The sequence below is a fragment of the Vibrio sp. PID23_8 genome, from assembly GCF_003584965.1.
Lineage (GTDB): Bacteria > Pseudomonadota > Gammaproteobacteria > Enterobacterales > Vibrionaceae > Vibrio.
In genome coordinates this window covers 46,556-59,582 of sequence record NZ_LIXE01000010.1, presented here as the reverse complement: position 1 = coordinate 59,582, position 13,027 = coordinate 46,556, and the positions used below count along the sequence as shown (strand labels likewise).

The window sequence follows — 13,027 nt, the reverse complement described above, 5'->3', positions numbered from 1 at the left end:
ATGTCAAACAGATTAATCAATGCTGGATTTTATCAACGATTCATCAATCGAGTTTACCGCTTTATTAACACTGGAGGTTATCCAAGATGTCAGTAGAAAACGTTCTATCGCTGATCCAAGAAAACGAAGTTAAGTTTGTTGACCTACGCTTTACTGATACGAAAGGTAAAGAGCAACATATCTCTATCCCTGCTCACCAAATCGACGCAGACTTCTTCGAAGAAGGTAAGATGTTCGATGGTTCTTCAGTAGCGGGCTGGAAAGGTATCAACGAGTCAGATATGGTGATGATGCCAGACGCATCTTCTGCAGTGCTTGACCCATTCACAGAAGACGCAACGCTAAACGTTCGTTGTGACATTCTTGAGCCTGCAACAATGCAAGGTTACGATCGTGACCCACGTTCAATCGCTAAACGTGCTGAAGACTACATGCGCTCTACGGGTATCGCAGACACTGTTCTTGTCGGTCCTGAGCCAGAGTTTTTCCTATTTGACGATGTGAAATTCTCTAACGACATGTCTGGTTCTTTCTTCAAGATCGACGACGTAGAAGCAGCTTGGAACACCGGTACTGAAATCGAAGGTGGTAACAAAGGTCACCGTCCAGGCGTGAAAGGCGGTTACTTCCCAGTCGCACCAGTGGATTCATCTCAAGACATCCGCTCTGCAATGTGTCTAGTCATGGAAGAGATGGGCCTAGTTGTAGAAGCTCACCACCACGAGGTAGCAACGGCAGGTCAAAACGAAATCGCGACGCGTTTCAACACACTAACGGCTAAAGCGGACGAAATCCAAATCTACAAATACGTGGTACACAACGTAGCTCACGCATTTGGTAAGACGGCAACATTCATGCCTAAGCCTCTTGTTGGTGATAACGGCAGCGGCATGCACGTTCACCAATCTCTAGCAAAAGATGGTGTTAACCTATTTGCTGGCGACAAGTACGGTGGTCTATCTGAAACTGCACTTTACTACATCGGTGGTATCATCAAGCATGCTCGCGCTATCAACGCGTTTGCTAACCCATCAACGAACTCATACAAACGTCTTGTACCAGGCTTTGAAGCACCAGTTATGCTAGCTTACTCTGCTCGTAACCGTAGTGCTTCTATCCGTATCCCTGTGGTACCAAGCCCGAAAGCGCGTCGTATAGAAGCTCGCTTCCCAGATCCAGCAGCAAACCCATACCTAGCGTTTGCATGTCTACTAATGGCTGGTCTTGACGGTATCAAGAACAAGATTCACCCAGGTGAAGCGATGGACAAAGACTTGTACGACTTACCAGCAGAAGAAGCGGCAGAAATTCCAAAAGTGGCAGAGTCTCTAGAAGTGGCACTAAAAGCACTTGACGAAGATCGCGAGTTCTTAACTACAGGTGGCGTATTCTCTGATGACTTCATCGATTCTTACATCGCACTGAAATCTCAAGATGTAGAGCGTATCAACATGGCGACTCACCCACTTGAGTTCGAACTATACTACTCAGTATAAGACCCTCGCTGTGTAAGGTGTAAACACAGGTTACTAAATATTAGGCTCGCCTCGCAGGTGGGCCTTTTTTGTATTCGCTCGACTAACTAGGGTGTTTAACATGGAGGAATAACGGAAATACACTCAAACTCTTTTTCTTATGAGTCAAAGCGTAAGCAACCAAAACGTGAAATCATCGATCAGAAGAAGGTGGGCAATGAAAGTTCAGCTTTTACCATCGCTATGCGCGATCAGCAGCTTGCTAATTACCACGGCTTCATTGGCCCAAGTGGCTTACACTTGGGTTGATAAAGAGGGGCAGGTGCACTTCAGTGATACACCAAACCAAGGTGCGCAAGTCATTTCTCTACCAAACCTCGAATCCACTTCACCTGCACCTAGAGTGGAAAATACCGAGTCTCTCGCTCCTCAAAAAAAAACACGCCCTGTACCACAAGCGAATGATAAACCAAAAACAGACAAGCCTTTACCGCTTTCCCTCGCTACGCTCGCCCCTCAGCATGATGAAACCATTCGCAGTAATCAAGGAATCATCCACATTCAGCTCAAGGCCAACCGTAAATTAGGTATTGACGAACAGTTGCAACTCTTCCTTGATGGTAAGCCCCATGGCGTGCCACAACACCGTTTAACTTGGCAGCTGAACAATATTGATCGAGGCACCCACACCCTTGCGGTGCAAGCGAAGCGAAGCGGCAAGCTTATTGCATCTACTAGCCCTATAACGGTGCATTTACATAGAGCAAGTATCAAGCCGACCATTAAAGGGGCAAAATAGAATATTTAGTGAAAAAAACGAACTCTAACCACGCTTTTCGCTTTTTCTTCTGAGAATTATTCGCCATACTTACGCTCTATTGCACCAATGTAGTGCAACGCACAGTCACAACGCAAACAAGGACGTAATGTGGATACCAGCCTCTCCTGCGCCATTCTCAATAACATGGTGACAGCAACACTGATTCTTGATGATGAGTTGGCTATTCGCCATGCCAACCCTGCCGCTGAACTACTATTCTCTCAAAGTGCCAAACGCATTATCGATCAGCCGCTATCGCAACTTATCCAACATGCTTCGATGGACTTAGCCCTACTTACACAACCATTACAAAGCGGCCAAAGCATTACCGACAGTGACGTCACTTTTGTCGTCGATGGGCGCCCTTTAATGTTAGAAGTCACCGTTAGCCCGATCACTTGGCAAAAACAGCTGATGCTACTAGTAGAAATGCGTAAAATCGATCAGCAACGTCGTCTGACGCAAGAGCTCAATCAACACGCGCAACAGCAAGCCGCCAAGCTGTTGGTTCGAGGGCTTGCTCATGAAATTAAAAACCCACTCGGTGGCCTGCGCGGAGCCGCACAGCTCTTACAAAAAATGTTGCCAGATCCCTCACTACAGGAATACACCCATATCATCATTGAGCAAGCCGACCGTTTAAGAGCACTCGTTGATCGCCTACTAGGCCCACAAAAACCGGGCAAGAAAAGCGAAAAGAACCTTCATCAAGTTTTGGAAAAAGTTCGCCAACTGGTTGAGCTGGAGTCTCAGCATAATGTCGTGATTGAACGAGATTACGATCCGAGCTTGCCAGAAATATTGATGGATGCCGATCAAATCGAGCAAGCCATGCTTAACATCGTCAGTAACGCAGCGCAGATTCTGTCTCGCCAAGAACATGGAAAAATCACAATTCGCACCAGAACGGTGCACCAAGCGAACATTCATGGTCAGCGTTGTAAACTCGCCGCTCGCATTGAAATCACTGACAATGGTCCGGGAATACCACCAGAACTACAAGATACCCTGTTCTACCCTATGGTCAGCGGCCGTGAGGGGGGCACTGGACTTGGGTTGTCTATTTCACAAAACTTGATCGACCAGCATAGCGGCAAGATTGATGTCGAGAGCTGGCCGGGCCACACCAATTTTACGATTTATTTGCCAATCTGACCAACCTCTATAACTTGAGTATTCGTCAGTAATTAGGCCTTTTGCTGCAAGGATTTATGACATGAGTAAAGGATATGTTTGGGTCGTTGATGACGACAGTTCAATTCGCTGGGTGATGGAGAAAACCCTCTCTTCGGCCAATATCAAATGTGAAACCTATGCCGATGGGGAGAGCGTACTAATGGCGCTCGAACGTGAAGTCCCTGATGTATTGGTGTCTGATATTCGAATGCCAGGCATTGATGGCCTAGAACTGCTTAAGCAACTGCAACAGAATTACCCTGATCTGCCTGTTATCATCATGACAGCACATTCAGATCTCGATGCAGCCGTCAATGCGTACCAAAAAGGAGCGTTTGAATATCTACCGAAACCCTTTGATATTGATGAAACACTCACACTTGTAGAAAGGGCAATCGCCCATAGCCAAGAGAACAAGCGTGAGCATTTACTGCCTGACGATGTACCTGCTGATGCGCCAGAGATCATTGGTGAAGCACCTGCAATGCAAGAAGTGTTTCGAGCCATTGGTCGACTGTCTCGCTCATCAATCTCGGTATTAATTAATGGCGAATCAGGTACGGGTAAAGAACTTGTCGCTCATGCTTTACATCGCCATAGTCCACGAGCGAATAAACCTTTTATTGCCCTCAACATGGCCGCCATTCCTAAAGACTTGATTGAGTCCGAACTGTTTGGTCATGAAAAAGGCGCATTTACTGGTGCCAATAGTGTGCGCCAAGGGCGCTTCGAACAAGCCAACGGTGGCACCTTATTCTTAGATGAAATTGGGGACATGCCGTTAGATATTCAAACTCGATTATTACGCGTACTTGCTGATGGACAGTTCTACCGCGTCGGTGGGCATTCTCCGATCAGCGTTGATGTCCGGATTGTCGCCGCCACTCACCAAAACTTAGAAAAACTGGTCCACAATGGCGATTTTCGTGAGGACTTGTTTCATCGTCTCAACGTTATTCGCGTACAAATTCCCGCACTTCGCGAACGTCGACAAGATATCGAAAAGCTGACTCAACACTTCTTAGTGCGTGCCGCCGATGAACTCAGTGTTGAAACCAAAACTCTACACCCATCATCCGTTGAGATCCTCAATCGTTTAGCTTGGCCAGGGAACGTGCGACAACTGGAAAATATTTGTCGTTGGCTGACCGTGATGGCAAGTGGCAGTGAAGTCCTTCCGAGCGATCTACCACCAGAGTTACTGGAAGAGAAAAAGATCACGACAGATTCGGAACATGGCCGTTGGCAAGAGCAATTGTCTAAATGGGCGCGTCATGCTTTGGCTGCAGGAGATAAAGAGTTGCTGTCTTACGCCTTACCAGAGTTTGAACGCATTCTATTGGAAGCCGCGCTAGAACACACTAAAGGTCACAAGCAAGATGCGGCGAAAGTACTGGGTTGGGGTCGCAATACACTAACCAGAAAATTAAAAGAATTGTACTAACGACAATGTAAGAAATAGTTATCAAGCGAATATTATTCGACTCGCTTGATAGCTCAAACGTCAGTACAATCGCAGACCTCCATCCCTTGTGTGATTAGCTTAATGGAAAAATGCTTACTCAACTCGTTGCTTCACCTTTTATGCTGGAATGTGAGGCTGTGTTTATCAAAGTATCCATTGGTGTCGTACAAACTCATGCAAGACAAAACATGCCACTCTGGTTACGTAATGCAAGCATTGCTCTCAGTGACACTAAGCAAGATACACAAACGGGGATGCGATTATCATCCAGAGATGGCGAGCGCATAAAAATTCCGCACGAAAATGGTGACCCAAACTCAAACCGAAATTGATAACCGTGAGTTTACCCATCACTACCAACCACCTTGGACAGTATGATGAAACTGCGTGAAATGGGGCTGGGTACTGCGATTGACAACTTGGGCACTGGATATTCATCTTTGGCCTATCTGCACACCCTGTCATTCACATGCTTAAAGATAGACCGCACCTTCATCACCCGACTAAGCAAAGAGGACTCAGGTAGCTCTGTGGTGGCCACCATCATAAGTATCACGAAAAGCCTGAAAGCGTACGTAGTGGCGGAGAGGGTGGAGAATGCCATGCAGCTCTACTGCTTAGCTCATTGGCCGGTAATCAAGTTCAAGGGTTTTATTGCCGCCGTCCTTTGCCGATAGAAGAATGGCCACCGAATTTCGTTAACATAAAGTAGAAAAGAGCTAAAATCGTTGCTTTCATAGTCAACCTCTACTGACAATCTAGCTAACTGTTCATTATACTTAACTGCAAATCTTACCCATGCATTATCACTGATAATTCGGGGGCTTTGTTCCTGTTCACAACATTCGGATCGACATAATGATAACTAAGAATCTTCCCCTAACTGATTTGCACCGTCACCTTGACGGTAACATTCGTACTAAGACCATTCTCGAGCTTGGCCAACAGTTTGGTGTTGCTCTACCCGCTTACGATATTGAATCTTTAACCCCACACGTTCAGATTGTCGAAGCAGAACCATCGCTGGTTGCTTTCCTTTCTAAACTTGACTGGGGCGTCGCAGTTCTGGGTGATCTAGACGCATGTCGCCGTGTTGCTTACGAAAACGTAGAAGATGCGCTGAACGCACAAATTGATTACGCCGAACTGCGTTTTTCTCCTTACTACATGGCAATGAAACACAAACTACCCGTTGCAGGCGTAGTCGAAGCTGTTGTTGATGGTGTTCAGGCTGGTATGCGCGATTTCGGCATCAAAACGAACCTGATCGGTATCATGAGCCGTACTTTTGGTACTGATGCTTGCCAACAAGAGCTGGATGCCATCCTTAGCCAGAAAGATCACATTGTCGCTGTCGACTTAGCGGGTGACGAACTTGGTCAACCTGGCGAACGCTTTGTTTCTCACTTCAAACAAGTACGTGACGCAGGTTTAAACATTACCGTTCACGCAGGTGAAGCGGCTGGTGCAGAAAGCATGTGGCAAGCAATCAATGAACTTGGTGCCACCCGCATTGGTCACGGCGTGAAGGCAATTCACGATCCTAAGCTGATGGATTACCTTGCGGAAAACCGTATTGGTATTGAGTCTTGCCTAACATCGAACGTCCAAACCAGTACGGTTGAGTCACTGGCAAACCACCCTATCAAACCGTTCCTAGACCATGGCGTACTTGCGTGTCTAAACACTGACGACCCAGCGGTTGAGGGCATCGAATTACCATACGAATACGAAGTCGCGGCACCAGCCGCAGGTTTAACCCAAGCACAAATTCGCCAAGCACAAATCAACGGCCTCGACCTTGCATTCTTGTCAGAAGCAGAGAAATCTGAGCTAAAAGAAAAAGTAAAAGATCGCGTTTAGTTACAACGAAAGACATAAAAAATGCCAGCATCTGCTGGCATTTTTGTATTTGCTCTACGTGGCGTAGTTTAGATTACTCGAGAGAATTGCTGCTGGCGCGCTTTCGCTCTTAAGTACTTATCGAAGCACATACAGATATTGCGGATCAACAGACGACCACGTAGCGTAACGCGAATTTCATTGTCATCCACTTCCACTAGACCATCATTGATGAAGGTTTGCAGTAGCTGTAGATCTTCTTTGAAGTACTGATTAAAGGTAACTTTAAATTCAGATTCGATCGCTTTTTTGTCTAGCTTGAAGTTACAGATCAGCTGCTTAATCACTTCACGACGCAGTAAATCATCCGCATCCAGTGACACGCCTTTCCACAGCGCATGACGCAACTCATTCACCTGCGCGTAGTACTTCTTCAGCTCTTTCTGGTTTTGCGCATAAGCATCACCGATCATTGAAATCGCTGAAACGCCGAAGCCAACCAAATCACACTCGCCTTGAGTAGTATAGCCTTGGAAGTTACGGTGCAAAATACCGTCACGCTGCGCCACAGCGAGTTCATCATCCGGCATCGCAAAGTGATCCATGCCGATAAACTGGTAGCCAGCGCCAGTAAGCGTTGCGATGGTGTCTTGTAGGATCGCCATCTTCTCTTCCGCTTTTGGTAGGTCTTCATCTTTAATCTTGCGCTGCGCAGCAAACAGTTGTGGCATATGTGCGTAGTTAAACACAGACAAACGACCCGGCTGCATTTCTAACACTTGCTCAAGCGTCTTAGCAAAGGAATCCTTGGTTTGCTTAGGTAAACCGTAAATCAAATCCAAGTTAGTCGAGCGGAAACCAAGCTCTTTCGCACGAGCCACCATCGCAAAGATGAACGCTTCATCTTGTTCACGGTTTACAAGAAGCTGCACTTCTTTGTTAAAGTCCTGCACGCCAATGCTTAAACGGTTAAAGCCCTCACCACGCAGGTGATCGAGCATGGATAGCTCGATTTCACGTGGGTCAACTTCAATGCTTATCTCAGCGTCGACACTGAAGCTAAACTCTGCACGTAATAGGTTCATCACGCGAGTGATTTGCTTTTCTGACAGGAACGTTGGCGTACCACCACCAAAGTGCAGCTGAGTTACCTTGCGTCCAACCAACAATGCGGCGCGTTGACGAATCTCATGCTCAAGCACATCGAGATATTCGTCGGCTTTGTGCGAATGGCGAGTAATCACTTTATTACAGCCACAGTAATAGCAAAGCTTATGACAGAACGGAATGTGAACGTACAGCGATAACGGACGATCTGAGTACTGAGTGCATGCCATATCGTAGTCCGAGATGGTAAATGCTTCATGAAACTCCAGCGCTGTTGGGTACGACGTGTAGCGAGGACCGGAATAGTTGTACTTATCCAATACCGCTTGATCCCAGACGATTTGCTGTTTCGATTCAGAGTGTTGATTCGACATGGTGGTACTTTCCGTAAAATGCTAGGGCAACGAAAACTGTCACCCGATATTCAGAAACCGTTATTTTGCCACACGACAGTGGGAACAAAGGTAACCGCTAACCGCTTTTTAAGTATAAAACCAAAGAAGTGCTAGCGTGATCACGATACCCCGGAGGTTAAAGGAAACCACCGGGTGTAACAATTAGATCATCTGAATATTAATTTGGTTATTCAGTGGTTGGACGTTTTTCTGCAATATTTTGAGTTCTTCAATGATCGCATCAGTTAAGCGACTTTCCGCATTATGACGCATCAAATTTTGTTGCATACGCTCTTTCTTGGCGAGCTGCTGGCGGTCTTCCCCGCGCGCCATATCTTTTACAATATGAAAAAGCTCAGAAATTGCAGGATAGGTTTTATCAAAATCCACCCGATCGTCACCTTGGACATAGTCCATGATGTTGTAAACACGGATGCTGATTTCAGACAAATCACACTGCCCCTGAATGCCAGCCTGACACAAAATATGCACGCTCTCAAAAATATTGGCGTTACGCTTGTCGATTGCCAATTTTTGATGCTTCAGCTGCAATTCCTTTTGCTTTTTCAATTGAAGCAGAAGGTAACCTGCATATGAAGCCAGCGCGATAATAATCACTGCACCCGCAATCGCTAATAAGGTTACGTTCATGAATTACTTATCCTTTGTAGTCGTCGAAGTTAATATCGTCGAAGTCCGCCAGTAGATCATCATCACTGCGAGAGCCTTTTGCTGTAGGAGCAGTAAAGTCTTCCTCTTCTTCTGGCTCTAATAGACCCAATTGGTCCATCAGTTTTTCGATACGATCAAGCTTCTCATCAACGTACTGCTGCAGACCCTTACCTAAGTTTTCACCCGCTTCGATGCGATCCAGCAATACGTTCAATTGCGCATCATTCTCTAGCATCTCTAGCTCTTGTTGCGCTGACAGTTGACGCTCCTGCTTAGTCATCTTCTTCACTGGCTCAACAATCAAAGGAATTTTTTTCTTGCTGCCTAAACGAGGATCACGGTTTTGTGCCGCGGCCTGTTTCTTCTTCTCGTTGACTTCAGAGTTACGGCTACCTTTTTTTAAGCCTTTACGCTTTTTAGCGCGTTTGCGTAGACGGCCTTCCACATCCGATTCTGTACGGTTGCGAGTAACAATAACATCAGGTGCGCCTGCTGCACCTGGCTTTCTAGATTTCTTTGTACGGCTCATTACTGGGTCTTCCTCAGTAAAATAACATCATTACCAATAAATTCGAGTTCGAGCTTATCCCGCTCAGCTAGGAACTGGAAGGTATCACGGCTAAAGAACACCACATGAGTGAGATCATTCTTATAATGCCATGATTGAAAGGCTTCTGCGTCGATGACCATTTTCGTCATCAAGCCTATCCAGCCACCTGGCTTAACTAAATTCAACCATTGCTTCCACACCAAATTGGGGTGGTAGAGGTGTTCGGTCACCTCTGTTGCTGTCATAAAATCATACTGCTTTTCTAGCACCGAGGTATCAGGGTGGTAGTAAAGGTCGTACAACGCCATGCTATGCCCCGCTTCTTCTAACATCAATGAAAGCGTTGGGCCTGGACCACAACCAAAGTCGATTCCGTTCGATTGTGGTGAAATTCGCGCTGTGATTGGCTCAGCAATTCTCGACAAAAAGCGTCGATATCCCATATCGTTGGGATTGTTCTCATGCAGATCATAGTGAGCCTTTTCACTTTTCGCATCCAAACGCTGGTCTGGATTCACAAAGACTAAATGGCACTGTTCACATTGAAGGTATTCGCGTTGTCTATCTTCAAAATAGTGGTGAGTTCGCTGATTCTGACATAAAGGACAGGTGTGCATGCTGACTTCCTCAAACAGGGATGCGAAACATACCAGAAAGTGGACACAGATTGGAGTGTTGCTGGATACTTTTTCAGCAATTTTTGTTAAAAAACTTTGATTGGTAAAAATGAATATAAAAAAAGCGACAGTCAAACTGTCGCTTTCTGAATGCCACCATAGATGGCGAAACTGTGTTGCACACATTTAGTGCACCAAGAATCCTTTTGTTTTTAGCGCTTTCCCTGCCAAAAAGTGTTGTTCTTCATCTTCCTGATGAGTTTTGGCTATCCCTTCACTTCCTGTCTTCTGAGCTACTTCCTGAAGCCTGAATCCGTTTCGCTGTCTTTACCGTCAGACGAGATGATCATCCTTATCTGGCAGGCTCCTTGCCTACCTACATCCTTTTTCCGACTATCAAACGTCCTTCGTTTGCGTCCTTGGAGACCTCATATCCATGGTCTAAATTCCGGTGATTCACGTCCTGTGAACAGCGTCTACTTTACGGTTTCTCCAAAAACCGACAAGTCATGGAACGTAATTATTCACAATATTTTTTGAGCAAAAACAAATAACCCAATCTATCAACAGCTTAAAAATAAAGACGAGAAATTGTATCGAGCAGGTATGGCAAATGTCTCACAAACCCCCGAGCTATCTATCACTTTTGCATCAAAATTCAAATGTGACCATGATCACTAAAAATAGCCAACAAAAATGCCCCAGCAGTTTTACCGGGGCATTTTTGTGTATCCTTGCTCGAACGATGTAGGGGGTTAGTGCAGACCGCCAACGTATTTCGACAGAACTTCAATGTCTTCGTCTGTCATTTTCTTCGCGATGTCACGCATCATGGCATTCATATCGTTACCACGGTGGCCATCACGGAATTTTTCTAGCTGAGCTTTGATGTAGTCCGCATGCTGACCCGAAATTTTAGGGAAACCTGAAAGCTCAGTGCCGTTACCACGAGGACCGTGACATGCAATACATGCGGTTAGACCGCGTTCTGCATCACCAGCGGTGTACAGTACTTTGCCTTGCTCCACCACATTTTCAGGGGTTGAGCTCTCTGCGATGGGTAAAGAGGCATAGTAAGCAGAGAGATCCGCAATGTCTTCATCACTCAGTGGCATTGCCATGCCACTCATGACAGGATCGTAACGACCTTGTTTACCACCACTAGTCATACCGAGTTTTAGATCTTTTAACTGCTTCTCAAGATACTTAGCGTGTTGGCCTGCAAGGCTAGGGTACATTGCGAGTGCACTGTTACCATCTGCTCCATGACAGGCAACACAGGTTTGTGATTTTGCTTTACCAGCTTCAATATTACCTTGGGCCCATACTGAGCAACTGGCTAAAAGACTCAAAATTAGCGCTAATTTCTTCATGACATTCCATTATAATTATCAAGCTTCCAGTACCATGATTGAACATCTCGCGTACACTCATGATACAATAGGCGACCTTATGCCGAGCACGGTTATTTTACACAATTTCACAAAAAAGTAATCAATCGACTACACAAAGTCGAGATGGAGTTAACAGTGAGCGTAAAAATTCATTACCAAAACACGCATTTCATCACCAGCGCACCTGATATTCGTCATTTACCTGAAGACGAAGGTGTCGAAATCGCGTTTGCAGGACGCTCAAACGCTGGTAAATCGAGTGCACTTAACCGTCTAACTAACCAAAAAAGCTTAGCCAAGACATCAAAGACCCCTGGTCGTACTCAATTGATCAACCTGTTTAAAGTGGAAGAAGGTTGTCATATCGTCGATTTGCCAGGATACGGCTTCGCTCAAGTTCCCGTTGAGATGAAGAACAAATGGCAGAAGTCATTAGGTGAATACCTACAGAAGCGCGAGTGCCTAAAAGGCTTGGTGGTTCTAATGGACATTCGTCATCCAATGAAAGACCTCGACCAACAAATGATTTTCTGGGCAATCGACAGCCGCATCCCTGTGCAGGTACTACTAACAAAAGCAGACAAACTTAAAAGTGGGGCTCGTAAGCAAACACTACTTCAAGTACGTAAGCAAGTAGAAACCTTTGGTGGTGACGTATCGGTTGATGTGTTCTCTTCGCTGAAAGGTCTGGGTGTCGACCAACTGCGTGCCAAACTGGATACTTGGTTTGCACCAGCGTTCGCACACCTGCTTGAAGAAGATGCGCCAGAGAACGGTGAAGAATAATTAACATATTTTGTTAAATTTTTTCGCATAGCCCTGCCTTTTGGTGGGGCTTTTGTTTATCTGCAGCGCAGCCACATGAATTTCAGACAATAAAAATCCCCGCCTTCCTGGCAGGGATAACGGGAGAGAAAAACTGGTAATTATTGTTATGTGGCGAAGCATTACTGAACTAAGATTCGATTACAATAGGTTAAAAAACAATCTGCACTTCATTCTTTATCACACCACACCGCCACTCTCAGTAAATAACTTTAAAACTCAACAACTTAAGAAATGGCAAACATCAGATAGGCGTAACTTAGTTTCTTTAAAGAAAAAATTATAGTGTGACTGGTGTAAATTTACAGGATGAATAAAATGAAGAAAGAGATAGGAAATAGTTAAGTTTTGCAATGACTTAGCGAAACCAGCAGGGAGACTTTACGCATTCGAGGATTAACTTATTGTTCAGGAAGAAAATTTTTCTTTCGCCCAATAAAAAACGCCCCAGTCAAAAACTGACTGGGGCGGCTGAATCAGCCTAATCCAATAACGTGAAACAAAAGGTCTGAAAGATAGAACATCTTACCTCTGTACCCTACGCGAACTAATGTACAACAATTGGTCAGATATGCAAAGTATTTTTGTAGTTTTTTTTCATGAAAGTTTTGTTAAACAACATAGCGGTGAAAAATCAGAATACTTTTTTACTGGCAAAAAAAAGCCAGCATTTGTGCGCCAGCTCATAT

At 45.3% G+C, this 13,027-nt stretch carries 11 protein-coding genes and 1 pseudogene; 7 read left to right on the top strand and 5 right to left on the bottom strand.

What is annotated here, in order from left to right; all coding sequences use genetic code 11:
• Positions 1 to 86: 86 nt before the first annotated feature.
• The 6 genes and pseudogenes from glnA to add all read left to right on the top strand — a co-directional run bounded on the left by glnA (position 87) and on the right by add (position 6,799).
• Positions 87 to 1,496 (top strand): glutamate--ammonia ligase, encoded by a 1,410-nt coding sequence (glnA, locus tag AK966_RS15510; RefSeq protein ID WP_099079149.1) that lies wholly within the window; start codon positions 87 to 89, stop codon positions 1,494 to 1,496.
• Between the two features lie 196 nt (positions 1,497 to 1,692).
• The gene (locus AK966_RS15505) at positions 1,693 to 2,274 is read left to right on the top strand and encodes a DUF4124 domain-containing protein (protein ID WP_119464496.1); all 582 of its coding nucleotides are present in this window, start codon (positions 1,693 to 1,695) and stop codon (positions 2,272 to 2,274) included.
• 129 nt (positions 2,275 to 2,403) lie between these two features.
• Positions 2,404 to 3,450 (top strand): nitrogen regulation protein NR(II), encoded by a 1,047-nt coding sequence (gene glnL, locus AK966_RS15500; protein WP_119464495.1) that lies wholly within the window; start codon positions 2,404 to 2,406, stop codon positions 3,448 to 3,450.
• A 61-nt stretch (positions 3,451 to 3,511) separates the two neighbouring features.
• Positions 3,512 to 4,915, top strand: coding sequence for a nitrogen regulation protein NR(I) (glnG, locus tag AK966_RS15495; protein ID WP_099079146.1), 1,404 nt, complete (start codon positions 3,512 to 3,514; stop codon positions 4,913 to 4,915).
• Between the two features lie 107 nt (positions 4,916 to 5,022).
• Positions 5,023 to 5,648, top strand: a pseudogene (locus AK966_RS20460) (EAL domain-containing protein); the annotation flags it as partial.
• 146 nt (positions 5,649 to 5,794) lie between these two features.
• Positions 5,795 to 6,799, top strand: coding sequence for an adenosine deaminase (gene add, locus AK966_RS15485; RefSeq protein ID WP_099079145.1), 1,005 nt, complete (start codon positions 5,795 to 5,797; stop codon positions 6,797 to 6,799).
• A 68-nt stretch (positions 6,800 to 6,867) separates the two neighbouring features.
• Here add and hemN read toward each other — a convergent pair whose 3' ends face one another.
• From hemN to AK966_RS15455, 5 genes are all read right to left on the bottom strand, one after another.
• Positions 6,868 to 8,259: an oxygen-independent coproporphyrinogen III oxidase gene (gene hemN, locus AK966_RS15480; RefSeq protein ID WP_099079144.1), complete on the bottom strand. Its 1,392-nt coding sequence runs from the start codon at positions 8,257 to 8,259 to the stop codon at positions 6,868 to 6,870.
• A 183-nt stretch (positions 8,260 to 8,442) separates the two neighbouring features.
• Positions 8,443 to 8,931: a DUF2489 domain-containing protein gene (locus AK966_RS15475; RefSeq protein WP_119464494.1), complete on the bottom strand. Its 489-nt coding sequence runs from the start codon at positions 8,929 to 8,931 to the stop codon at positions 8,443 to 8,445.
• 7 nt (positions 8,932 to 8,938) lie between these two features.
• Positions 8,939 to 9,481 (bottom strand): Der GTPase-activating protein YihI, encoded by a 543-nt coding sequence (yihI, locus tag AK966_RS15470; protein ID WP_099079142.1) that lies wholly within the window; start codon positions 9,479 to 9,481, stop codon positions 8,939 to 8,941.
• Positions 9,481 to 10,119: a class I SAM-dependent methyltransferase gene (locus AK966_RS15465; protein WP_182852713.1), complete on the bottom strand. Its 639-nt coding sequence runs from the start codon at positions 10,117 to 10,119 to the stop codon at positions 9,481 to 9,483. Before AK966_RS15465 ends, yihI begins: the two co-directional genes overlap by 1 nt.
• Before the next feature lie 755 nt (positions 10,120 to 10,874).
• A complete protein-coding gene (locus AK966_RS15455) occupies positions 10,875 to 11,492 on the bottom strand; it encodes a cytochrome c (RefSeq protein ID WP_099079141.1) in 618 nt (205 codons plus the stop codon).
• Positions 11,493 to 11,648: 156 nt separating this feature from the next.
• Between AK966_RS15455 and yihA the strand changes: the two genes are divergently transcribed.
• A complete protein-coding gene (yihA, locus tag AK966_RS15450; protein ID WP_099079140.1) occupies positions 11,649 to 12,299 on the top strand; it encodes a ribosome biogenesis GTP-binding protein YihA/YsxC in 651 nt (216 codons plus the stop codon).
• Positions 12,300 to 13,027 lie beyond the last annotated feature (728 nt).

Bases quoted from the DNA above. Each gene is read 5' to 3' on its own strand.
- hemN (WP_099079144.1), bottom strand. From the start codon at position 8,259: ATGTCGAATCAACACTCTGAATCGAAACAGCAAATCGTCTGGGATCAA.
- yihI (WP_099079142.1), bottom strand. From the start codon at position 9,481: ATGAGCCGTACAAAGAAATCTAGAAAGCCAGGTGCAGCAGGCGCACCT.
- add (WP_099079145.1), top strand. From the start codon at position 5,795: ATGATAACTAAGAATCTTCCCCTAACTGATTTGCACCGTCACCTTGAC.
- AK966_RS15475 (WP_119464494.1), bottom strand. From the start codon at position 8,931: ATGAACGTAACCTTATTAGCGATTGCGGGTGCAGTGATTATTATCGCG.
- AK966_RS15465 (WP_182852713.1), bottom strand. From the start codon at position 10,119: ATGCACACCTGTCCTTTATGTCAGAATCAGCGAACTCACCACTATTTT.
- glnG (WP_099079146.1), top strand. From the start codon at position 3,512: ATGAGTAAAGGATATGTTTGGGTCGTTGATGACGACAGTTCAATTCGC.
- AK966_RS15505 (WP_119464496.1), top strand. From the start codon at position 1,693: ATGAAAGTTCAGCTTTTACCATCGCTATGCGCGATCAGCAGCTTGCTA.
- AK966_RS15455 (WP_099079141.1), bottom strand. From the start codon at position 11,492: ATGAAGAAATTAGCGCTAATTTTGAGTCTTTTAGCCAGTTGCTCAGTA.
- glnA (WP_099079149.1), top strand. From the start codon at position 87: ATGTCAGTAGAAAACGTTCTATCGCTGATCCAAGAAAACGAAGTTAAG.